The 22,647-nt window shown below is 57.7% G+C and carries 20 protein-coding genes and 1 other annotated feature; of the genes, 5 read left to right on the top strand and 15 right to left on the bottom strand.

Annotation, left to right across the window (positions count from 1 at the left end; all coding sequences use genetic code 11):
- Positions 1 to 32: 32 nt before the first annotated feature.
- Entirely contained in the window at positions 33 to 959 is a 927-nt protein-coding gene (gene dsdC, locus BFV67_RS00100) for a DNA-binding transcriptional regulator DsdC (protein ID WP_025910720.1), read from the bottom strand.
- Between the two features lie 204 nt (positions 960 to 1,163).
- Between dsdC and dsdX the strand changes: the two genes are divergently transcribed.
- Both dsdX and dsdA read left to right on the top strand, forming a co-directional pair.
- Positions 1,164 to 2,501 (top strand): D-serine transporter DsdX, encoded by a 1,338-nt coding sequence (gene dsdX / locus BFV67_RS00095; protein WP_045372107.1) that lies wholly within the window; start codon positions 1,164 to 1,166, stop codon positions 2,499 to 2,501.
- Between the two features lie 17 nt (positions 2,502 to 2,518).
- Positions 2,519 to 3,805: a D-serine ammonia-lyase gene (gene dsdA / locus BFV67_RS00090; protein ID WP_069597698.1), complete on the top strand. Its 1,287-nt coding sequence runs from the start codon at positions 2,519 to 2,521 to the stop codon at positions 3,803 to 3,805.
- A gap of 83 nt (positions 3,806 to 3,888) precedes the next feature.
- On the opposite strand, the gene BFV67_RS00085 is transcribed toward dsdA, so the two are convergent.
- The 4 genes from BFV67_RS00085 to BFV67_RS00070 all read right to left on the bottom strand — a co-directional run bounded on the left by BFV67_RS00085 (position 3,889) and on the right by BFV67_RS00070 (position 7,607).
- On the bottom strand, positions 3,889 to 4,236 hold the full coding sequence (locus BFV67_RS00085) for a DUF202 domain-containing protein (protein WP_069597697.1): 348 nt from the start codon (positions 4,234 to 4,236) through the stop codon (positions 3,889 to 3,891).
- Positions 4,226 to 4,573: a YidH family protein gene (locus tag BFV67_RS00080; RefSeq protein WP_024907384.1), complete on the bottom strand. Its 348-nt coding sequence runs from the start codon at positions 4,571 to 4,573 to the stop codon at positions 4,226 to 4,228. Before BFV67_RS00080 ends, BFV67_RS00085 begins: the two co-directional genes overlap by 11 nt.
- Positions 4,574 to 4,665: 92 nt before the next feature.
- A complete protein-coding gene (locus BFV67_RS00075) occupies positions 4,666 to 5,988 on the bottom strand; it encodes a 6-phospho-alpha-glucosidase (RefSeq protein WP_069597696.1) in 1,323 nt (440 codons plus the stop codon).
- Entirely contained in the window at positions 5,985 to 7,607 is a 1,623-nt protein-coding gene (locus BFV67_RS00070) for an alpha-glucoside-specific PTS transporter subunit IIBC (protein ID WP_008500158.1), read from the bottom strand. The genes BFV67_RS00075 and BFV67_RS00070 overlap by 4 nt, the downstream gene beginning before the upstream one ends.
- Before the next feature lie 221 nt (positions 7,608 to 7,828).
- Here BFV67_RS00070 and BFV67_RS00065 point away from each other — a divergent pair, with 221 nt between their 5' ends.
- Positions 7,829 to 8,575, top strand: coding sequence for a GntR family transcriptional regulator (locus BFV67_RS00065; protein WP_008500159.1), 747 nt, complete (start codon positions 7,829 to 7,831; stop codon positions 8,573 to 8,575).
- On the opposite strand, the gene BFV67_RS00060 is transcribed toward BFV67_RS00065, so the two are convergent.
- The 3 genes from BFV67_RS00060 to ibpA all read right to left on the bottom strand — a co-directional run bounded on the left by BFV67_RS00060 (position 8,543) and on the right by ibpA (position 11,352).
- On the bottom strand, positions 8,543 to 10,204 hold the full coding sequence (locus BFV67_RS00060) for a putative transporter (protein WP_069597695.1): 1,662 nt from the start codon (positions 10,202 to 10,204) through the stop codon (positions 8,543 to 8,545). The genes BFV67_RS00065 and BFV67_RS00060 overlap by 33 nt on opposite strands.
- 172 nt (positions 10,205 to 10,376) lie before the next feature.
- Positions 10,377 to 10,805 (bottom strand): small heat shock chaperone IbpB, encoded by a 429-nt coding sequence (gene ibpB / locus BFV67_RS00055; protein WP_008500161.1) that lies wholly within the window; start codon positions 10,803 to 10,805, stop codon positions 10,377 to 10,379.
- Between the two features lie 136 nt (positions 10,806 to 10,941).
- Positions 10,942 to 11,352, bottom strand: a complete 411-nt coding sequence (gene ibpA, locus BFV67_RS00050) for a small heat shock chaperone IbpA (RefSeq protein ID WP_008500162.1) — start codon at positions 11,350 to 11,352, stop codon at positions 10,942 to 10,944.
- Positions 11,346 to 11,417 (bottom strand) — a sequence feature (ROSE (Repression Of Heat Shock gene Expression) occurs in the 5'-region of heat shock genes and acts as an RNA thermometer to modulate expression.). It overlaps the preceding gene by 7 nt.
- A gap of 248 nt (positions 11,418 to 11,665) precedes the next feature.
- On the opposite strand from ibpA, the gene BFV67_RS00045 reads away from it, so the two are divergent.
- Positions 11,666 to 11,998 (top strand): YceK/YidQ family lipoprotein, encoded by a 333-nt coding sequence (locus tag BFV67_RS00045; RefSeq protein ID WP_021242679.1) that lies wholly within the window; start codon positions 11,666 to 11,668, stop codon positions 11,996 to 11,998.
- On the opposite strand, the gene BFV67_RS00040 is transcribed toward BFV67_RS00045, so the two are convergent.
- The 3 genes from BFV67_RS00040 to BFV67_RS00030 all read right to left on the bottom strand — a co-directional run bounded on the left by BFV67_RS00040 (position 11,995) and on the right by BFV67_RS00030 (position 15,227).
- Positions 11,995 to 13,224 (bottom strand): DUF3748 domain-containing protein, encoded by a 1,230-nt coding sequence (locus BFV67_RS00040; protein ID WP_069597694.1) that lies wholly within the window; start codon positions 13,222 to 13,224, stop codon positions 11,995 to 11,997. The genes BFV67_RS00045 and BFV67_RS00040 overlap by 4 nt on opposite strands.
- 50 nt (positions 13,225 to 13,274) lie before the next feature.
- Positions 13,275 to 14,087 carry a sugar-phosphatase gene (gene yidA, locus BFV67_RS00035; protein WP_069597693.1) on the bottom strand — a complete coding sequence of 271 codons (813 nt, stop codon included), beginning with the start codon at positions 14,085 to 14,087 and terminating at the stop codon, positions 13,275 to 13,277.
- 114 nt (positions 14,088 to 14,201) lie between these two features.
- Entirely contained in the window at positions 14,202 to 15,227 is a 1,026-nt protein-coding gene (locus BFV67_RS00030) for a zinc-dependent alcohol dehydrogenase family protein (protein WP_069597692.1), read from the bottom strand.
- Between the two features lie 109 nt (positions 15,228 to 15,336).
- Here BFV67_RS00030 and BFV67_RS00025 point away from each other — a divergent pair, with 109 nt between their 5' ends.
- Complete coding sequence (locus BFV67_RS00025) at positions 15,337 to 16,272, top strand: LysR family transcriptional regulator (protein ID WP_032654294.1); 936 nt, start codon at positions 15,337 to 15,339, stop codon at positions 16,270 to 16,272.
- A 34-nt stretch (positions 16,273 to 16,306) separates the two neighbouring features.
- Here BFV67_RS00025 and gyrB read toward each other — a convergent pair whose 3' ends face one another.
- The 4 genes from gyrB to dnaA are packed head-to-tail and all read right to left on the bottom strand — an operon-like array spanning position 16,307 to position 22,319.
- On the bottom strand, positions 16,307 to 18,718 hold the full coding sequence (gene gyrB, locus BFV67_RS00020) for a DNA topoisomerase (ATP-hydrolyzing) subunit B (protein ID WP_008500168.1): 2,412 nt from the start codon (positions 18,716 to 18,718) through the stop codon (positions 16,307 to 16,309).
- Between the two features lie 28 nt (positions 18,719 to 18,746).
- Complete coding sequence (gene recF / locus BFV67_RS00015) at positions 18,747 to 19,820, bottom strand: DNA replication/repair protein RecF (protein WP_008500169.1); 1,074 nt, start codon at positions 19,818 to 19,820, stop codon at positions 18,747 to 18,749.
- Positions 19,820 to 20,920, bottom strand: a complete 1,101-nt coding sequence (dnaN, locus tag BFV67_RS00010) for a DNA polymerase III subunit beta (RefSeq protein WP_008500170.1) — start codon at positions 20,918 to 20,920, stop codon at positions 19,820 to 19,822. The genes recF and dnaN overlap by 1 nt, the downstream gene beginning before the upstream one ends.
- Before the next feature lie 4 nt (positions 20,921 to 20,924).
- Complete coding sequence (gene dnaA, locus BFV67_RS00005) at positions 20,925 to 22,319, bottom strand: chromosomal replication initiator protein DnaA (RefSeq protein WP_010426558.1); 1,395 nt, start codon at positions 22,317 to 22,319, stop codon at positions 20,925 to 20,927.
- Positions 22,320 to 22,647: the final 328 nt, after the last annotated feature.

Here is a 22,647-nt window from a genome sequence, read left to right as displayed (position 1 = left end):
CATTTGGTGTAGCGCGAAAGCGTAATAATTCTTCAACCTGCCAGTTCTCTCAGCCAGCCGATAAAGGCGTCTATTTTCGGCCACTGACGGCCAGAAAGCGTCGAAACATAGTAGTGCTGATGGCATTTCAGGGTCTTGTCACCAAACGGGGCGATCAGTTCGCCCCGTTCAAGCCGTTTTTGCACCAGCCGCTTTCTCCCCATCGCGACGCCGACGTGGTTGATGGCCGCAATAATCGCTAAGTCGGAACGATCGAAACCAATACCCGACGATGGCGGCATATTTACCGCAAAGTGCTGCGCCCAGCTCAGCCACTCATCCGTACCGGAATCATTACTCCAGGCCTGACGGTCATGCAGCAGCGTGCAGTGGCTAAGGTTATCGGGGTTTTTCAGCAGCTCATGCTCGCGGGCATACTGCGGCGAGCAGACGGGCAAAATCTCTTCGTCCATCAGGAAGTGATGAGACAGATGGTTTGGCGGCGTATCGTCGAAATAGAGCGCCAGATCGACACCCGTTCGCTGCATATTGACGTAATCATTGCCGGTCAGGACGGTGAGCGATATTGACGGATAGCGGCGGGTAAAGTCACCCAGCATGGGTACCAGCCAGCACTGAGCGATCGACGGCCGGGAGTAGACCGTCAGCGTGCCGGACAGCGCCTGGTTTTTGATGTCCAGGATCTCCTGATTCAGGGTGTCGAGGGACGATTTTAGCGTCCAGTAAACGCGCTTTCCCTCCTGCGTCAGCTCGACTTTACGGTGCGAACGGACAAACAGCTGAATACCCAGCTCCTCTTCCAGCAGGTTGATGCGGTGGCTCACCGCGCTGGGGCTGAGCGACAGCTCCTCCGCCGCCAGCGCGAAGGATTCATGCCGGGCCGCCACTTCAAAGGTGTACATTTTCGACAGCTGCCAGCCGTTTAATAGTCGGTTTCTGGCTTCATTTGCATCGGTCATCACAATTCTCACGCGTGTTTTCTGCGCTCAGCATACCGTTCATGGGTGAATTTATGTGAACCTAATGCGGATTAAGTGCGTTTTTTAGAGCGCAGTCACTCAGTTGATTCAATCTGGCTCACCTGAACGCCAATTTATATCGTTTGTCAGCCCACGCCGCTTTTTTGTCCAATACCCCCAGATGACATAAGGGTGAGGTGAGATATGGGATCTCAGGTCTGGGTTGTGGCAACGCTGCTGGTCAGCATTGTGTTGATTGTTTTAACCATCGTTAAGCTGAAGTTTCACCCGTTCCTCGCGCTGCTGCTGGCGAGCTTTTTCGTCGGCGCGATGATGGGGATGAGCCCGCTGGATATGGTGAACGCCATTGAGAGCGGGATTGGCGGCACGCTGGGCTTCCTGGCGGCGGTGATTGGTCTGGGCACCATTCTCGGCAAGATGATGGAGGTTTCCGGCGCGGCAGAGCGCATCGGGATCGCCCTGCAGCGCTGCCGCTGGCTGTCAGCAGACGTGATTATGGTGCTGGTGGGCCTGATCTGCGGCATTACGCTGTTCGTGGAAGTGGGCGTGGTCCTGCTGATCCCGCTGGCGTTTTCCATCGCCAAAAAGACCCACACGTCGCTGCTTAAGCTGGCCATTCCGCTCTGTACCGCGCTGATGGCGGTGCACTGCGTGGTGCCGCCGCATCCGGCCGCGCTGTTTGTGACCAATAAATTAGGGGCGGACGTTGGGACAGTCATTGTCTACGGTTTGATGGTCGGCCTGATGGCCTCTCTGGTCGGCGGCCCGCTGTTCCTGAAGCTGCTCGGCAATCGTCTGCCGTTTAAACCGGTTCCGGCGGAATTTTCAGACCTGAAGGTGCGGGAGGAGCATACCCTGCCGTCGCTGGGCGCCACGCTGTTTACGGTGCTGCTGCCGATTGCCCTGATGCTGGTGAAGACCATCGCTGAACTGAATATGGCAAAAGACGGCACGCTGTATACGCTGCTGGAGTTTATCGGCAACCCCATCACCGCCATGTTTATCGCCGTGTTTGTCGCCTACTACCTGCTGGGCATCCGCCAGCATATGGGCATGGGCGCGATGCTGACCCATACGGAGCACGGCTTTGGCTCTATCGCCAACATTTTGCTGATTATCGGCGCGGGCGGCGCGTTCAACGCCATTCTGAAAACCAGCGGACTGGCGGACTCGCTGGCGCAAATTCTCTCGAACCTGCACATGCACCCTATCCTGCTCGCCTGGCTGGTGGCGCTGGTGCTGCATGCCGCCGTAGGCTCCGCCACGGTCGCGATGATGGGCGCCACGGCCATCGTCGCGCCGATGCTGCCGCTCTACCCGAACGTCAGCCCGGAGATCATCACCATTGCCATCGGTTCCGGCGCCATTGGCTGCACGATCGTGACCGATTCCCTCTTCTGGCTGGTGAAGCAATACTGCGGCGCGACCCTGAATGAGACCTTCAAATACTATACGACGGCGACGTTTATCGCCTCGGTGCTTGCACTTGGCGGCACATTCCTGCTTTCTTTCATTATCTGAGCGCGAAGAGACGTATTATGGAAAACGCAACTATCACCACTTTAACCGCACAGTTTCCTCTGGTTGAGGATCTGATTGCCCTGAAAGAAACCACCTGGCTTAACCCGAACACCACCACGCTTGAAGAAGGGCTGCCCTATGTCGGGCTGACCAAAGCCGACGTGGACGATGCGCATGCGCGCCTCAAACGCTTCGCGCCATATCTGGCGAAAGCCTTCCCGGAGACGGCCGCAACGGGTGGGATTATTGAATCCGAACTGGTCGCCATCCCGGCAATGCAGGCGCGGCTGGAGAAAGAATCTGGCAAATCCATTCCCGGCACGCTGCTGCTGAAAAAAGACAGCCATTTGCCGATCTCCGGCTCGATTAAAGCGCGCGGCGGTATCTATGAGGTGCTGACCCACGCGGAAAAACTGGCTCTGGACGCCGGATTACTGAGCGTTGAGGATGACTACAGCATCCTGCTGGAGCCGCGCTTTAAGGACTTCTTCAGCCAGTACAGCATTGCGGTAGGCTCAACCGGCAACCTGGGGATGTCCATCGGCATCATGAGCGCCCGCATCGGCTTTAAGGTGACGGTGCATATGTCCGCCGACGCCCGCGAGTGGAAAAAAGCCAAACTGCGCAGCCACGGCGTCATCGTCGTGGAATATGAACAGGATTACGGCGTGGCGGTGGAGCAGGGACGCAAAGCGGCAGAAAGCGATCCGAACTGCTTCTTCATTGACGATGAAAATTCCCGCACCCTGTTCCTGGGCTACGCGGTGGCGGGCGAGCGCCTGAAGGCACAGTTTGCCGCACAGGGCCGCGTGATGGATGCCGATCATCCGCTGTACGTCTACCTGCCGTGCGGCGTCGGCGGCGGTCCCGGCGGCGTGGCGTTTGGCCTGAAGCTGGCCTTTGGCGATAACGTTCACTGCTTCTTCGCGGAGCCCACGCACTCCCCGTGCATGCTGCTGGGCGTTTACACCGGCCTGCACGATGAGATCGCGGTGCAGGACCTGGGCATTGATAACGTGACGGCGGCGGACGGGCTGGCGGTAGGACGCGCCTCCGGCTTCGTGGGCCGCGCGATGGAGCGCCTGCTCGACGGGTTCTATACGCTTTCCGATCAGAGCATGTACGACATGCTCGGCTGGCTGGCGCAGGAGGAAGGCATTCGGCTGGAACCGTCCGCGCTGGCGGGGATGGCCGGGCCGCTGCGCGTGCCTTCAGATGCCAGCGTTACCCACCTGGTGTGGGCGACCGGCGGCGGCATGGTGCCGGAAGACGAGATGGCGAAGTATCTGGCTAAAGGGCAGTAATTCTGCCGGGTGGCGGCTACGCCTTACCCGGCCTACGGTTCGCGGCAGTTGTAGGCCCGGTAAGGCGTAGCCGCCACCGGGCTTTAAAAGCTCACAATTTGCTGAATGTGAGTCACTGCGAAGAGTAAAGACAGCGACAGCACGGCCAGGGCGATGAGGAACTTATCCCGCACCGCCTTCGGCTGCACAAAGTCGTCCTGCGCTACGTCCATCAGGTTACGGCTGCGGGTATAGCGCCATAAAACGATTGCCACCATCGCCAGCACAACAAGCGAGATCCAGAACGGCACCCCGGTGCGGTGCCAGTTGTGCTTAATCGCCAGGGCGATCAGCGCGCCATACCCCAGCAGCGTGCGCAGCCAGGCGAGTGACGTCCGCTCCGGCTGCAGGCCGGGGTCCGCTTCGCGTCGCGCTTTGCGGCTATCCGCCATAGAACACCAGCACCATCACCACGCCCGCCACCGCCAGCAAAATCGCGCTGATGATGAGTAACCCACGCGTATAGGGCAGATCCTGCTTCAGACGCATCGCCTTCTCATTGCGCAGCCAGCGCAGATAGCCGTAAATTGCCAGCACGCCCGCAAACAGGCACAGCAGCAGCGCCAGCACTTCACGAATCAACGGCGTGGCGAAATCAGGCGCGAGCTGGTCGAGCCCCACCCCGGCGGCAAGGAACCCCAGCGCGGTGCGGATCCACGCTAAAAACGTGCGTTCATTAGCCAGCGAGAAGCGGTAGTCCGGCGCTTCGCCGAGGCGGGAAATTTTCATGAAGGTTCCTTGTCGTGCAACGGGCAGGCTTCAGCATAGCGTAAATCGACAAGGACAAGGAGACCGGCATCGGGCGATGCCGGTCAGGACGATCAGTGCAGCGCTGGCCAGTAATCCTTGTTGGCCTCGATCAGGTCATCCAGAATCGCTTTCGCGACGGACGCGCTCGGCACGGTTTTCGACAGGGTAATCGCCTGCCAGAGTTTCTGGTACGAACGCTGCTCCCAGGCATCCACCACCAGTTTTTCCACCGCCACCTGCTGGCTCATCAGCCCTTTCTGGAAGTGCGGAATATCGCCCACCGTGAGCGGCTCCGGTCCGTTATGGCCTACCAGGCACGGGATCTCCACCATCGCGTCGGCGTCAAAATTATGGATGGCCCCGTTGTTAGGCACAATCAGCAGCATGCGTTCCTGGGTATTAAAGGCAATCGCGGTCGCCAGATCGACGATGTACGAGGCATGTTCGTCGATTTCCAGTTCACCGGCGGAGGACTTGCCCGCCTCGATAATCGCCCGGCAGGAACTGAACACGTGCTTCTCACGGTGGTCCATGACCTCATTGGCGCGGGTGCGGTCCGGGTTGGAATGCGCGACCACGTAGTCCGGGAACAGGTAATACTTCAGATAGGTGTTCGGCATGGTGTCCGGATCCAGCGCCTGCACGTCTTTGGCTTTGGCGAAGGTATCGTTCCAGCTCGCCTCGGTGTGCGCATCGTCAGACGGCGGTACATAGCCGTTTTTCGCCACGTATTCGCGCAGTTTCGGCATCAGATCGTTGCCGTTGAGATCTTCAATCGACGTCCACCAGCCGAAGTGGTTCAGGCCATAGTAGCGCACGCGCATCTCTTTGCGGTCCTTCAGGCCGACAATCTGCGCCATGCGCCCTTCAATGCCGATCGGCATATCGCAGATGTTGAGAATTTTAGCGTTCGGACGCAGGCGGCGCGTGGCTTCCGCGACAATCGCCGCCGGGTTGGAGTAGTTCAGCATCCACGCGTTCGGGGAGTACTGCTCCATATAATCCACCAGCTCCAGCACGCCGCCGATAGAGCGCATGCCGTAGGCGATCCCGCCCGGGCCGCAGGTTTCCTGGCCCAGCACGCCGTGGCGCAGCGGGATTTTTTCATCTTTTTCACGCATCGGGTATTTGCCCACGCGGATATGCGCCATCACGAAATCCACATCGGTAAACGCCGCTTTCGGATCGGTGGTGTAGCTGAATTCAATTTCCGGCGCCTGCTCCTTAAGGATGATTTTGCACGCTTCGGCGATGGTCTCCTGACGCGCGCCGTCGTTGTCATAGAACTTCAGGGCGCGCAGCGGGAAACGGTCACGGTTGGCTAACAGCATCAGGACGATACCAGGCGTGAAGGTGCTGCCGCCGCCTGCAATGACAACTGAGAATTTTTTCATGATATAGCCTCTGTCAGGGTGGTTTGTTCATTCGTTAAGGGGGTTTTCATCAGCGATTCCAGCTGGTCGCGCACCTGAGGAACGTGCAGGCCGACAATCACCTGAATGCCGTTGCCGCGTCGCACCACGCCGTGGGCGCCGAGGGCTTTGAAGACGTCATCGCTTTGCGTTTTCGCCATATCGACCAGGGCGATGCGCAGGCGGGTGGCGCAGTTGTTGATGCTTTCGATGTTGGCCGCGCCGCCCAGCGCCTGCAGGAACCCGGCAGCCTGCCCGACCTGCTGGCTGGCCGCCGCCGGGGCGGTGGTTTGCCCGCGCGCCGCCTTATAGTCGGCCTTGCTGTAGAGCTTGATTTCGCTCTCTTCCCGGCCCGGGGTTTTCAGGTTCAGACGCGCAATCAGCGTTTTGAAGACCACGAAGTAAACTCCGGTAAAGCAGACGCCAATGCCGATCTGGGTGAACACCGTCGCGGCGTGGTTGTGGAACATAGGGATCCAGTTTTGCGGCAGGAACTGGTCCAGCAGGCCGCCGCCCATGTTCCCGACCACGCCGAAGGTGTACATCACCGTTGCCATGGTGGCCGCCAGCACGGCGTGAACGGCAAACAATAGCGGCGAGATAAACAGGAAGGTGAATTCGAGCGGTTCGGTAATGCCCACCAGCACCGCGGTAAGCGTGGCCGGGACCAGCAGCCCCGCGACCTTGACGCGGTTTTCCGGCGACGCGGTGTACCAGATCGCCAGCGCAATCCCGACCGAGCCAAACACTTTGGAGTTGCCGTGCAGCGCGAAGCCGCCTTCCGGGAAGAGGGTTTTCAGCGGCAGGGTGCTCTGGCTGAATTCCTGCAGGTGCTGCGCCCAGTAGACCTGAATCCCCCCTTCCACCGCCGCCGGGCCAAAGATGAACGGACCGTAGACGAAGTGGTGCAATCCGGTTGGGATCAGAATGCGTTCCAGGAAGGTATAGACCCATACGCCCAGCGCACCGGCAGAACGCAGGAACGCCTGCAGGGACTCAATGCCCATCTGCACTTTCGGCCAGCCCAGCAGCGTCAGCCAGGCGCAGGGGATCATGACGAAGAACGCAAGGATAACGACAAACGAGCTGCCCTGGAAAATCCCCAGAAACACCGGCAGCGGCTTGTCAAAATAGCGGTTGTGGATGGCGGTGACGATGCCTGAAATCACGATGGCACCGATGATGCTGGTATCGAGCGTTTTAATCCCGGCAATCATCGCCAGCCCGCTTCCCGCTGTCGGTTCGGCGGAGAAGTCGACGCCAAAGAAGTGGCCCCAGGTCATCCCCATCGCGTTGATGAAGTAGTTCCAGGTCAGGAAGCTAATCAGCACCGCCAGACAGGCGCGGCCCTGGGCCTGCTTCGCCAGGCCAATCGGCAGGCCGACGGCAAAAATCAGCGGCATATTGCGGAACACCGCCCAGCCCCCCTCTTCAATGATGTGAACAATCTGCGCGAAAAGATGATCGGGGGCCGTTAAGGCTTCGCCGACAAACAGCGGGTTGCGAAGCATGATGGCGATTCCCACCACGATCCCGGCGAAAGGAAACAGCAACACCGGGGTAAACATGGCACCGCCAAAACGTTGTATTTGACTGAGCATTTTTAAATCCTCATGAAACAACCTGTAGGGGTAGAGGCCTTTATGGTTTTTTGCTGGCCTGAGGTGAGCATAAGAACTTACTGATGCGCGAACATGGCGTGCCGCTGCGATTCGTGATCGCATTCATGGTTTTATTTTGACCAATCAGGTCTACTTTTTACGGTAAATATGGACATGTCAGGACGCCATCCACGCCCTGATAAGGGCAGAGAGGTCTACTGGTGATCTACAAATCCATTGCTGATAGATTGCGGCTGCGGCTGAATTCATCGGACTACAACATCGGCAGTCCGCTGCCGGGCGAGAAAGCGCTGGCGCAGGAGTTTGGCGTGGCGCGAATGACCATCCGCAAGGCGCTGGATCTGCTGGTGAGCTGGGGGCTGGTTGAACGGCGGCACGGCAGCGGCACGTTTGTGTCACGCAAAGACGTTCACCACGAAACCACCAACCTGACCGGGCTGGTGGAGGTGCTGCGTCAGCAGGGAAAAGAGGTGCAGAGCAAGGTCTTACAGTTCGAAGTGATGCCCGCCCCGCCCGCCATCGCCAGCCAGCTGCGGATTCAGGTGGATGAGCGGATCTACTTTTCCCGACGGGTGCGCTACGTGGACGGAAAACCGCTGATGCTGGAGGACAGCTTTATGCCGGTGAAGCTGTTTCGCAATCTGTCGCTGGCGCATCTTGAAGGGTCAAAGTTTGATTACATCGAGAAGGAGTGCGGGATCACCATCAGCGGCAACTACGAGAGTCTGACGCCGGTGCTGGCCGATAAGCAGCTGGCGGGTTATATGAACCTGCCGGAACAGACGCCGCTGTTGCGTATCACCTCCCTTTCCTACAGCGACAGCGGCGAGTTCCTCAACTATTCCGTGATGTTCCGAAATACCAGTGATTACCAGGTGGACTACCATCTGCGGCGCATCCACCCGGAAGATTTACTAGCTCATCCCCCAGAACAGCACCGCCAGTAGCTGCGGGGTGATGATGCGCAGGAACATCACCAGCGGGTAGACGGTGGCATAGGAGAGCGCGGCCGCGCCGCTGGTGGTGTGCAGGTTATTGGCAAAGGCCAGCGCGGGCGGATCGGTCATGGAACCCGCCAGCATGCCGCACAGCGTCAGGTAGTTCATTTTGGCGAACATCCGCGCCAGTATGCCCACCGTCAGCAGCGGGATCGCCGTGATAAAGATGCCGTAGCCGACCCAGCTCATCCCTTCACCCTTGACCAGGGTGTCGACGAAATCCCCGCCGGACTTCAGCCCGACCACCGCGAGGAACAGCACGATGCCCAGCTCGCGCAGCGCCAGGTTGGCGCTCGGCGGCATAAACCAGTAGAGCTTACCGATGCAGCCGATACGCCCGAGGATCAGCGCCATAATCAGCGGCCCGCCCGCCAGGCCCAGCTTGAGCGCCACCGGGAAGCCCGGCACGTACACAGGAATAGAACCGAGCAGCACGCCAAGCCCGATACCGATGAATACCGGTAGCATCTGCACCTGCTGCAGTTTTTGCTGCGCGTTACCCACCATATCCGCGACGGCGTCAATGGAAGACGGGCGCCCAACCAGGTTGAGGATATCCCCGAACTGCAGGCTGGCCTCCGGGCTGGCGACCAGCTCGACACCCGCACGGTTAAGGCGGGAGATCACCACGTCATAACGCTCTTTTACCTGCAGATCGCGTATTTTTTTGCCAAGGACGTGCTCGTTGGTCACCACAACGCGTTCCACCCGCATATCGGTGCCGCGCGTGGAGAGCGAGGTATCCACTTCCTGACCAATCACCAGACGGGCATTGTTCAAATCTCCAGGCTGGCCCACCAGGTGCAGCAGATCGCCTTGCTGAATAATGGTGCCGGGGGCAGGCACCATCAGCATATCGTCGCGCTTAAGGCGGGAGCAGATAATATTGGCGCTGTTCAGGATCGGCACGTCCTGAATCGCCATATTGTTCAGGTTGGGGTTATCGACCCGAATGTTGATGGTTTTGATCGGCATATGGCCGTTGGTGAGCGTGGTTTCGTGGTCCTTCGCCTCTTTATCGACATTAATGCGAAACAGGACGCGGACCAGCCACATGGAGAGCAGAATGCCGCAAATACCAAACGGATAGGCCATGGCGTAGCTCATCCCCATCTGGTCGACGATGCCGGATTCGATGCCCAAATCGCGCAGGATTTGCTGCCCCGCGCCGAGCGCGGGCGTGTTGGTGACGGCCCCGGAGAAAATGCCCAACACCACGGGCAGCGGGATAGCAAAGATTTTATGCAGAATGGCGGTGACCAGCCCGCCCATCACCACAATGCCGAGAGCAAACAGGTTGAGCCGCAATCCGGAGACCCGAAGTGAGGCGAAAAAACCCGGCCCCACCTGAATCCCGATGGTATAAACGAACAGGATCAGGCCGAACTCCTGGGTAAAGTGGAGCATTTCGGCGCTCAGCACCAGCCCGAGCTGGTCGGCAAAGTGGCCAACAAAAATGCCGCCAAACAGCACCCCGCCAATCCCAAACCCGACGCCGCGGATTTTGATATTCCCTATCCACAGGCCAACAACAGCGACCAGGGCCAACACGCTGACGGTTAACGCGATATCACTCATGATCCACTTCCTTGGCATAACCTTACTTATGCTAAGGATTCTCTCAGAGCCGTGGGCGGTTGTATGGGCGATGGCGCACAAAAAAGCCCTGCCGGGGCAGGGCCTTGTGCGGTCTGTGAGCAGTGTCGGGTGGCGGCTGCGCCTTACCCGACCTACAGGTTCGGCGGGCTTGTTAACTATTCAACGCCGGCCGGTCGCTAATGGCGATACGCTGCGGCGCGATGGCTTCCGGTACGTTACGGGTCAGGTCAATATGCAGCAGCCCGTTGGTAAACGTTGCGCCGGAGACGTCCATATGGTCTGCCAGGGTAAAGCTCAGGCTAAACGGCTGATTAACCAGCCCCTGATGAAGCCATTTGGTCTCGGTCTCTTGTTTCTCCGGCGTACCTTTCACGGTCAGACGCGTGCCTTCGAGCTGAATATCCAGATCCTCCTGACGGAAGCCGGCCAGCGCCAGGGTGATGCGATAGTGGTTATCGTCGCTTTTTTCGATGTTGTACGGCGGAAACGTCTGTTGCTCAGCGGTGTTTTGCAGGGCATTAGCCAGTTTGTCAAAACCAATCCACTGACGAAGTAAGGGGGATAAATCGTAGTTACGCATACTAAATCTCCTTCTGAGAAGCGAGTTCGGCACAGTTTAATTTTGTGCACAGTTGTTCCTGCAAATCCTGATGGATTCGCATATGCTCCCGTTACGGCAAGCAGGTCTGGGTGGGCCGCTCGCGCGACCCGCATAATTAGTTAATTTCGATACGACGCGGTTTTTTCTCTTCCGGAATCACACGTTCCAGTTCGATGAACAGCAGGCCGTTGACCAGGTTTGCACCTTTCACATGAATGTTCTCGGCTAACTGGAACTTGCGTTCAAAGTTGCGCTCAGCGATGCCCTGGTAAAGGTAGGTACGTTCTTTCTGCTCGGCCGTATGGGAACCTTTCACCACCAGCAGGTTGTCCTGCGCGGTGATCTCCAGTTCGTTTTCTGCAAAACCGGCGACGGCAATGGCGATGCGGTAGTGGTTTTCGTCAACCAGCTCAACATTGTATGGAGGGTAGCCGTTGCTCTGGCTTTGGTTATTTTCTAAATGGTTAAACAGGCGGTCAAAACCAATTGCAGAACGGTACAGCGGAGAAAGATCGAAGTTACGCATAAATAAAACTCCTGAAATCAGCGAGAAAAGTAAGCCTTCCACCATGGACAGGCCTTTACGCCCCCGAACACCCATCAGGCGAGTTCGTTATCGGGTCGTATTCTTAAAATGGGTCTGCAACCGGGCTTTTCAAGCATGACAACTGCACTTTTTTTTGCACTTTCCTGCATCTCGCATAGACTGGGACAACAGCACAAAGGGTTAAATTGCGATGGCTGCCACAGTGCGGGGTTATCGGGCTATCCATTTTGGATAAGGCTCGCTATAACCCTGAGTTGCAGGTCTATGCAGTGCCATTAACGATGACTGAGTGATGATGAAAAATGTTCTGATAAAGCTGACGACGTTCAGCGGGGTAGTTTTACTTTGCGGGTGTTCGAGCGTGATGTCTCACACCGGCGGTAAAGAAGGAACATATCCGGGGACGCGCGCCAGCGCGGCGATGATCTCCGATGACGATACAAACTGGGGCACCAAATCCCTGGTTATCCTGGATATGCCGTTTACGGCTGTGGCGGACACGCTTCTGCTGCCGTGGGATTTATTCCGTAAGGACGACTCCGTGCGCTCACGGGTAGAGAAAAGCGAGCAGGAAAATCTGGCGACAAACGCCGTCATTCCGCCCGCAGAGATGCCGCCGCGCTAGTTCTGCGCGGTTTCCGCTAACCAGAGCTGACGGAAACCGTCCGTCTCTTCCATCCACGCAATAAAGCGCCCGTCCGGGGAAAATACGACGGCATCCGCAGACGGCGGATTGCCGTGATCGGACGTCAAAAACGTCACCGCTCCGGTCTGCGCGTCACAGCAGGCGATCCGGTTTTCGAGCACAAACCCAAGCCGATCACCCGCCGGATGCCAGTTAAACGCAGACTGAATATCGCTCCCGTTACGCGTCAGCTGGCGCGGCTCGCCGCCATCAGGTGAGATCAGCCACAGCTGCACAATGCCGTTATCGTCGCGCATCAGAAACGCGATCTGTATCCCCTCCGGGTTGCTGCGAACCCAGTGACGCGGCACGTTCACCAGGCCCGGATAGGCCCTTTGATGCGTAAAGGTCAAACGACGCTGCTTCACCCCAGCAGGCGGGGCTGGCAGGGTCTCTGCGGTGCCCTGAAGCGGCGCATCGCCCGCCCGTTTCCAGCTCTGTTCATCTTCTGGCAGGTTAACAATAAACAGTTCAGGCACTTTCTCGCCCGTTGCAGACAGGGTATCGCCGATAAACGCCAGTCTGTCGTTGCCCACCCAGCCCTCTTCGTAGGCGCGGTTAATCTCGTCGCTGCCCGGCTGCGGGTTGGGCGTCGTGCGGCTGACCAGCACGCTCCAGTAAGTCCCCGGGTATTCACGAGGATGGTTTCCCGGCGGATTCACCGGGCCATAAGGCGCCGCCACGCCGACGTTGCGTAAATCAAGCTTCGCATCGCGCACGTGCAGCACGTGGTCGTTATAGGTAAAGCTGACAAGCTGGCCGTTCGGGCTGAAGACATGGACGTGGCTGCCGCCGCGCAGCGCGCCAGGGGTGTACGGCGAAGTGATATCCATTGCGTCCAGGTTGCTCGCCTGACCGTGATGCGCAATTACCCCCTGGCGATGATGAAAATCGTAGTGCCAGTCCGCATCCGGGTTTTTCGGGCCGTGGATAAAGACGTATTTCTCCTGCGCGGGATGAACGGTCACCACGCCAACGTGCGCGCCGTCAGTGGCGCGATAAATCACCTCGACCTCGCCCGTAACAACATTAACCCGCTCGATGGTTTCACCGGTGAACGATGCACCTGACGGGCGCACGTCATAGACCAGCCACTGGCTGTCCGGCGTCCAGGTATTGATGTTAGTAAGCTGGTGGTTGCGGGAAGCGAAGGTGATTTGTTTCATGAGGATACCCTGATGCGCGGTTTTCGCATCAGGGTATCGCAAGCGGGTGTTTAGTTCAGCACAAACTTCTCAATGGCGTAAGCCACGCCGTCTTCGAGGTTGGATTTGGTGACAAAATTAGCCACTTCTTTCACTGACGGAATAGCGTTATCCATCGCTACGCCCATGCCCGCGAATTCAATCATCGCGATGTCGTTTTCCTGATCGCCCAGCGCCATGATTTCGTCCGGTTTGATGCCCAGCGCGTCGGCCAGCGATTTCACGCCGGTGCCTTTATTGACGCGTTTATCGAGGATTTCAAGGAAGTACGGCGCACTTTTCAGCACGGTGTATTTCTCTTTCACCTCGGCCGGAATGCGCGCAATCGCTTTATCCAGGATCTCCGGCTCGTCGATCATCATCACTTTCAGGAACTGGGTGGCCGGCTCCATCTTCTCGGCTTCGCAGAACACCAGCGGAATGGTCGCCACGTAGGATTCATGTACCGTGTAGTAGCTGATATCACGGTTGGCGGTGTAAAGCGTATTGCGATCGAGAGCGTGGAAGTGGGAACCCACCTCACGGGACAGTTTTTCCAGGAACCGGTAGTCATCGTAGCTTAGCGCGGTTTGCGCAACCGTACTGCCATCTGCGGCTTTCTGCACCAGCGCGCCGTTATAGGTAATGCAGTAGTCGCCGGGCTGATTCATGTGCAGCTCTTTCAGGTAGCTGTGCACGCCCGCATACGGACGCCCCGTGGTGAGGACCACATTGACGCCCTTTGCGCGTGCCGCGGCGATCGCGTTCTTAACGGCTGGAGAGATAGTGTGGTCTGGCAGCAACAGGGTGCCGTCCATATCGATTGCAATAAGTTTGATAGCCATGAGTTCCCCGGGATAAATGAGTGCTGCCTCATGCTAACGCGATTAAGCACACAAAAATAGAGCTACCTTGCGCAACAAAAGCCCCCTTTTACGCCTATCCCGGGGAACAAAGACCTACTCGCGGGTGAGAACGATTTTACCAAACGCACCGCGATCCAGATGCTCAAGTGCCTGTTCAAGCTCGTTAAAACGGTAGCGATGCTCAATCACGGGTTTCAACCCGGTGACATCCACGGCGCGGACGAAATCCTCCAGCGCCCGGCGGTGCCCCACGCCGATCCCCTGAATGACGGGAGATTTCAGCAACAGTTCGCCAGCAGAGAGCGAAATGTCAGACCCGGCCAGCACGCCAATGACCGAGATACGTCCATGAACAGCAACGGCGCGCAGGGAGTGCTTCAGGTTCTCGCCCCCCACGGTTTCAATAATATGGTCGATGCCGCGATCCTGCGTCAGCGCCAGCGCCTCTTCAGCCCAGTCGCCTTTCAGGCGGTTGATGCCCTGGCTGGCCCCCAGCTTTTTGGCCAGCGCCAGCTTTTCATCGCTCCCGGACGTAACAATGACCTCTGCGCCGTGCGCTTTTGCGATTTGCAGGGCGAAAATCGCCACGCCGCCCGTCCCCTGTACCAGCACCGATTGCCCGGCGCGCAGCTGACCGCGTTCCACCAGTGCGAACCAGGCGGTAAGCCCCGCGCAGGGTAAGGTGCTGGCCTCTGCGTCATCCAGGGTTTCCGGCGATGCCGCCAGCGCGTCTTCCTTCACAATCACGTACTCGGCCAGCATTCCCTGGAAATAGCCGCCGGACGTTCTATAGGGCAAATTGCGCGCGTCCGCCTGCGGCTTACCGTCGATCCACTCCGGAAAGAAGGTTGAGATAACGCGCGCGCCGGGCTGGAAACGCGTGACGCCTTCACCAACGCTGTCGACGACGCCCGCCATGTCAGACGCCGGGGTAAACGGGAAGGAAAGCGGAATCGGCATCGTGCCTTCAATCACCATTTTGTCGCGATAGTTGAGCGCGACGGCATTCACCCTTACGCGCACTTCACCCGGACCTGGCTGTGGAATGGGCTCCTGAATAAGCGTAAGGCTCTCGCGCCCGAGGGCGCTCATCGTCCAGCGTTGCATTGTCTCGGTCATTTTTTTCTCCGGCCATCAAGTAAGCTTTAGAACTGACAGTCTACCGTTGACGCATGGTCGCCAGTGGCGATAAGTTTTCTCTATATTGACGCCAAAAAAGATACAATTCATGACCGACACGCTGAAGGATATCCCTGTTTTTGTGGCTGCCGTAGAGGCGGGAAGTTTCGCTCAGGCCGCCATTCGTCTGCATTTGTCACGCTCGGCGGTAGGAAAAAGCATCGCTCGTCTCGAGGAGCGACTGGGGGTACGGCTGTTTCAGCGTACCACCCGCAGCCAGAGCCTGACCGATAACGGCGCCCTTTTTTATGAACGGTGCCTGCGTGCGCTGGAGGAGATTCGGGGCGCAGAGTCGCTGCTTGAAACGGGGAAACAGCAGGTCAGCGGCCGCCTGCGCGTTGCCATGCCGGTACTGTTTGGCCGCCAGTGCGTCGCGCCGCTGTTGATTGAACTGGCGCAGGAACACCCCGGGCTTGAGCTTGAAATGTCGTTCAGCGACCGCGTGGTGGATCTGGTGGAGGAAGGGTTTGATATGGCGGTGCGTAACGGCACGCTGCAGGACAGCAGCATGCTGGTCGCCAGAAAGCTGGGGGAACACCGCATGGTGCTGTGCGCTGCGCCGGATTATCTGCAGAACAAAGGCCAGCCGCAAAGCGTGGCTGACTTACCCCATCATACGGCCATTAACTATCTGCGCGCAGGCAGAGTGTTACCCTGGCAACTGATGGATAACGAAGGGACCTCGCACACCTTTACTCCCCGTTCATCGCTCAATATGGATGATTTGCAGGCCATCTGCGACGCGGCGCTGGCCGGACACGGGATTGCCTGGCTCCCCTGCTGGATGGCCATTAAAGAAATTCATCAGGGAAAGCTCGTCCCGCTCCTGAAACAGGCGCCCGATGTCCATTTTGACGTTCATGCCGTCTGGCAGCAAACGCCGCACCTGCCGCTGAGAGTGAGGATTGCCGTCGATACGCTCGCCAGTCGCTTACCGTCAGTGCTGTCGCAGGATATGCCCGCGCCCATAAAAAAGCCGCGCTAAACGCGCGGCCAGTTATCGTGCGGTATCACGTCGATTAAATATCGATATTTGCCGCTTTCAGGGCGTTCTCTTCGATGAAGGCACGACGTGGTTCAACCGCATCGCCCATCAGGGTGGTGAACAGCTGGTCTGCAGCAATCGCGTCCTTAACGGTCACGCGCAGCATGCGACGGCTTTCCGGATCCATGGTGGTTTCCCACAGCTGCTCCGGGTTCATTTCGCCCAGACCTTTATAGCGCTGGATCGCGAGGCCGCGACGGGACTCTTTCACCAGCCAGTCCAGCGCCTGCTCGAAGCTGGCTACCGGCTGACGACGTTCGCCACGTTCGATGAACGCATCGTCTTCGATCAGGCCTCGCAGCTTCTCGCCGAGCGTGCAGATACGACGGTATTCCGGACCGGTGACAAACTCGTGCTCCAGCGGATAGTCGGTGTCGACGCCGTGGGTACGCACGCGAACGATCGGCTCGAACTGCCCGTCAGCGTTCTGCTGAACATCGCATTTCCACTGGCTGCCGTGCTGCTCTTTTTCGTTCAGATCGGTCACCAGAGCGTTCACCCAGCGGGTGACGGTCTGCTCGCTGCTCAGATCGGCTTCGGTCAGGGTTGGCTGATAAACCAGCTCCTTCAGCAGCGTTTTCGGATAACGGCGTTCCATACGCGTAATCATTTTCTGCGTGGCGTTGAACTCGGACACCAGACGCTCCAGCGGCTCACCGGCCAGTGCAGGGGCGTGCGAGTTCGCGTGCAGGGTCGCGCCATCAAGCGCGATTGCGATTTGGTACTGATCCATCGCTTCGTCATCTTTGATGTACTGTTCCTGCTTGCCTTTCTTCACTTTGTACAGCGGCGGCTGGGCAATGTAGACGTGGCCACGCTCAACGATTTCAGGCATCTGACGATAGAAGAAGGTCAACAGCAGCGTACGAATGTGCGAGCCGTCGACGTCCGCATCGGTCATGATGATGATGCTGTGGTAGCGCAGTTTGTCCGGGTTGTACTCGTCACGGCCAATGCCGCAGCCCAGCGCGGTGATGAGTGTCGCCACTTCCTGAGAAGAGAGCATCTTGTCGAAACGGGCTTTCTCAACGTTGAGGATTTTACCCTTCAGCGGCAGAATCGCCTGGTTCTTACGGTTACGGCCCTGCTTCGCAGAACCGCCCGCGGAGTCCCCTTCCACGAGGTACAGTTCGGACAGCGCCGGATCGCGTTCCTGGCAGTCAGCCAGCTTGCCCGGCAGGCCAGCTAAGTCCAGCGCGCCTTTACGACGGGTCATTTCACGGGCTTTACGCGCCGCTTCACGGGCACGCGCCGCATCAATAATTTTGCCCACCACGATTTTCGCGTCGGACGGGTTTTCCAGCAGGTATTCGCTCAGCAGTTCGTTCATCTGCTGCTCAACCGCCGATTTCACCTCAGAAGAGACCAGCTTGTCTTTGGTCTGTGAGGAGAACTTCGGATCCGGCACCTTCACGGAAACCACGGCAATCAGGCCTTCACGGGCATCGTCACCGGTGGCGCTGACTTTCGCTTTCTTGCTGTAGCCTTCTTTGTCCATGTAGGCGTTCAGGGTACGGGTCATCGCCGCACGGAAGCCAGCAAGGTGAGTACCACCGTCACGCTGTGGAATGTTGTTGGTAAAGCAGTAGATGTTTTCCTGGAAACCGTCGTTCCACTGCAGCGCCACTTCCACGCCGATACCGTCTTTTTCGGTGGAGAAGTAGAAGATATTCGGGTGGATAGGCGTTTTGTTCTTGTTCAGATACTCAACAAACGCCTTGATACCGCCTTCGTAGTGGAAGTGGTCTTCTTTGTTGTCACGCTTGTCGCGCAGGCGAATCGAGACGCCGGAGTTCAGGAACGACAGTTCACGCAGGCGTTTCGCCAGGATGTCGTACTCGAACTCGGTGACGTTGGTGAAGGTTTCGAGGCTCGGCCAGAAACGCACCATGGTACCGGTTTTGTCGGTTTCGCCAGTAACGGCCAGCGGTGCCTGCGGCACGCCGTGCGTGTAAAGCTGACGGTGAATTTTGCCTTCGCGCTGGATAACCAGCTCCAGCTTCTGCGACAGGGCGTTTACTACCGAAACACCTACGCCGTGCAGGCCGCCGGAAACTTTATAGGAGTTATCGTCGAACTTACCGCCTGCGTGCAGGACGGTCATGATCACTTCCGCCGCGGAGACGCCCTCTTCCGGGTGAATACCGGTTGGGATGCCACGGCCGTCATCGGTGACGGAGACGGAGTTATCCGCATGGATGGTGACCACGATGTCTTTACAGTGACCCGCGAGCGCTTCGTCGATAGCGTTATCTACCACCTCGAATACCATGTGGTGCAGACCGGTGCCGTCATCCGTGTCGCCGATATACATACCCGGGCGCTTACGCACCGCATCCAGCCCTTTCAGGACTTTGATACTGGAGGAGTCATAAGAATTCGACATCAACGTTTCTCGCTCATTTCAACTTGGGTTAATCCGTTATTTTACCCTTTTCCACGGTAAACATCTTCGAATTTTCGTCCGACATGTCCATAACGTGTTCAGCGCTAATGGCGCTGACGAAAACCTGCGACTGCGTGGCTTTTAAGCGGCTGGCAAGCAGCCCGCGCCGCGCGTCGTCAAGTTCCGAGGCAAAATCATCTATCAGGTACAGGCAGCGTCGCCCGCTCTCGCGGGTGAGGAACTCCCCCTGCGCCAGGCGCAACGCACACATCAGGAGCTTGAGCTGCCCGCGCGACAGCGTGTCTTCCACCGGCGCACCGTCGGCACGAATGCGGAAATCCGCCTTGTGCGGGCCGTGCGCGGTGTAGGTCAACATGCGGTCGCGCTCGAAGCTTCTCTCTAACACCTCGGCATAGTCCGTCTCTTTCTCCCAGCCGCGCTGGAAGGAGAAGGTGAGAGAGAACTCGGGTAAAAACTGTTTGCAGGTGTCGGCCATGTCTTCGGCAATACCTGCGCTGTATTCGGCACGCCAGTTGCTGATTTGTTCCGCAAGAGGGATTAACTCCATGTCCCACGGACGCAGCTGGGCGTAGCGCGTCACCTGGCGCAACGCGGCGTTACGCTGCTTGAGCAGACGCTTCAGGTTGCTCCAGGCGTTAAAGAATCCGGCTTCGTTGTGAAAGCATCCCCAGTCGAGGAACGCTCTTCTGTATTTGGGGCCGCCGTTGAGTAAAGTAAACCCCTCGGGCGTGATCAGCTGCATCGGCATCAGCAGCGCCAGCTCGGCCACCTTGTGGCCGTCGGTACCGTCGATGCGCACCTTACTGTCGCCCTGCTTGTCTTTGGTCAGGCCGATGGCGGTCTCCCGCTCCTCGCCCTGCAAACGCCCGTGCAGAACAAAAGATTCCTGCTCGTGGCGAATCACGCGACCAATCTGCAAACTGCGAAACGCCCGGCCGTGGCCGAGCGTATAGATGGCTTCCAGCACGCTGGTTTTGCCGCTACCGTTCGCGCCAACCAGGAAATTAAAGCCAGGGGATAAAGCGAGATCCGCGCTTTCGATGTTGCGAAAGTCGCGGATCAACAGACGGGTGAGCGACATTACAGTCTCATTGGCATGACAACATAGGCAGCCGACTGTGATGCGGCATCTTCAATCTGTACGCTCGAAACGGAGTCGGTCAGCAGGATGCGCACGTTCTCGCATTTCAGCGCGTTCAGCACATCCAGCACGTAGCTAACGTTGAAGCCGATTTCCATCTCAGCCCCGGCGTAGGTGACGTCCAGAATCTCTTCTGCCTCTTCCTGCTCCGGGTTGTTGGCGGTGATTTTGATCTGGTTTTCACTCACGTACAGGCGCACGCCGCGGAATTTCTCATTGGAGAGGATCGCGGCGCGGGCAAAGGCCTGCTTGAGGCTGTCGCAACCGGCTTCCAGCGTTTTGTCCGGGTTCTTCGGCAATACGCGGCGATAATCCGGAAAACGACCGTCAACCAGCTTCGATGTGAAGACAAAATCGCCCACGTGAGCGCGGATGTTATTGCTGCCGATCTGCACGCGCAGCGGCGTGTCGCCGCCGTCGAGCATACGCATCAGCTCAATCACCCCTTTACGCGGCACGATCACCGAATGGTTTGGCAGTGAGTCGCCAATCGGCATGGAACAGACCGCCAGACGGTGGCCGTCGGTCGCCACGGTACGCAGCTCTTCACCTTCGGTTTCGAACAGCATGCCGTTTAAGTAGTAACGAACGTCCTGATGCGCCATGGAGAACTGGGTGGCTTCAATCAGACGCTTCATCGTCGCCTGCGGCAGGGTGAATTCCACTTCGCTCTGCCAGTCGTCCAGGTTCGGGAAGTCCGCTGCAGGCAGCGTGGAGAGCGAGAAACGGCTGCGGCCAGAGCGCACCAGCATACGGTCGCCTTCCAGCTGCACGGCGATTTCAGCACCTTCCGGCAGCCCGCGGCAGATATCAAAGAATTTACGTGCCGGAACCGTGGTCGCGCCCGCGTCGTGCGGCTGCGTCAGCGTAACGCGCGCGATCATTTCCATTTCCAGATCTGTACCGGTCAGCGACAGCGTACCGTCCGCGACCTGAAGCAGCAGGTTTCCGAGAATAGGCAGCGTTGGGCGGCCGCCTAATGGGCCACTCACCTGTTGCAGCGGTTTTAATAAATGTTCACGTTCAACGGTAAATTTCATAGCGTCACGATGATAATGTTCTGATTAGATTGGAAAAATCTTCTTTTATGTCGTGGCTTTCTTCGCGTAACTGCTCAATCTTGCGACAGGCGTGCAGCACGGTCGTATGGTCACGGCCACCAAACGCATCCCCGATTTCCGGCAGACTGTGGTTGGTTAACTCCTTTGCCAGCGCCATCGCCATCTGACGCGGGCGCGCCACCGAGCGGGAACGACGTTTAGACAGTAAATCTGCCACTTTGATCTTGTAGTACTCAGCCACCGTCTTTTGAATATTGTCGATAGTGACCAGTTTTTCCTGCAATGCCAGCAAATCACGCAGCGCTTCACGCACAAAATCGATGGTGATCGCACGACCGGTAAAGTTGGCATTGGCGATAACGCGGTTCAGTGCCCCTTCCAGCTCACGCACGTTGGAGCGCAGACGCTTGGCAATGAAGAACGCCACTTCACCCGGCAGGCGAATGTCGTTTTCATCGGCTTTCTTCATCAGGATCGCGACGCGGGTTTCCAGCTCCGGTGGCTCGATCGCCACGGTCAGGCCCCAGCCGAAGCGGGATTTCAGACGATCTTCAACGCCGTTGATCTCTTTTGGATAACGATCCGAGGTCAAGATGATCTGCTGATTGCCTTCCAGCAGGGCATTGAAGGTGTGGAAAAATTCTTCCTGCGATCGTTCTTTATTGGCAAAGAACTGAATGTCATCGATCAGCAGCGCGTCAACGGAACGGTAGTAGCGTTTAAACTCTTCGATCGCATTGTTTTGCAGGGCTTTTACCATGTCCTGAACGAAGCGTTCGGAGTGCATATACACCACTTTGGCATTGGGCTTGCGCGCCATAATGCCGTTGCCCACCGCGTGCAGCAGGTGCGTTTTACCGAGACCCGTGCCGCCATACAGGAACAGCGGGTTGTAGGCCCCGCCGGGGTTATCAGCAACCTGGCGAGCCGCCGCGCGCGCCAGCTGGTTCGACTTACCTTCAACGAAGTTATCGAACGTGTGTTTGACGTTTACGTTAGAGCGGTAGGTTGGCTCAGCCGGTGCAGGAACATTATCCCACCCCTGACGAGCAGGAGCGACGCGAGGGGCCGGCGCGGGTGCGGCCTGAGCAGGCGCAGCCACATTCACGGTTTCACGTACGGTTTGGGTGACCGGCTTTGTGCCCACTTCAAAGCGCAGCTGTGGGGCATCTGACCCGCAGAAATCGTTCAGCAGTCCATTGATGTTATTAAGGTACTTGTCCCTTACCCAATCGAGCACAAAACGGTTTGGCGCGTACAAAGCCAGCGTGTTATCGCTCAGTTCCGCCTGCAACGGGCGGATCCACATACTGAATTCTGTGGCTGGTAACTCATCCTGCAATCGGGCAAGACACTGCTGCCAAAGCGAAAGTGACACGGCGGACTCCACTCGAACAATAAAAGAAAACTATTGAATATTCATGATTGTTGGCGCACATCGGCATGACCCTGTGTAAAGGGGGACGTGCGAATTGCTATCTGCAATTTATCCTGACCAGGATCCTGGGATCCCGATCGGGACCGCGGATCATAGCCTAAACTGAGCCAGAGATCTTCTGTTTCTCACAGATTCTTCCCGATTTATCCACAGGAAGATCAGAAACCGGTTAAGTGTAAACGATCCTGGCGCGAGTGCCCCACGATTTAGCCCGCATATTGGAAAAATTAATGAGCACAGCCAATTTATTGCTTAAATGATCTAACGA

The sequence above is a fragment of the Enterobacter roggenkampii genome (genome assembly GCF_001729805.1).
Classification (GTDB): Bacteria; Pseudomonadota; Gammaproteobacteria; order Enterobacterales; family Enterobacteriaceae; genus Enterobacter; species Enterobacter roggenkampii.
The sequence above is the reverse complement of the archived record's forward strand: the minus strand, read 5'-3'. Positions and strand labels throughout refer to the sequence as shown.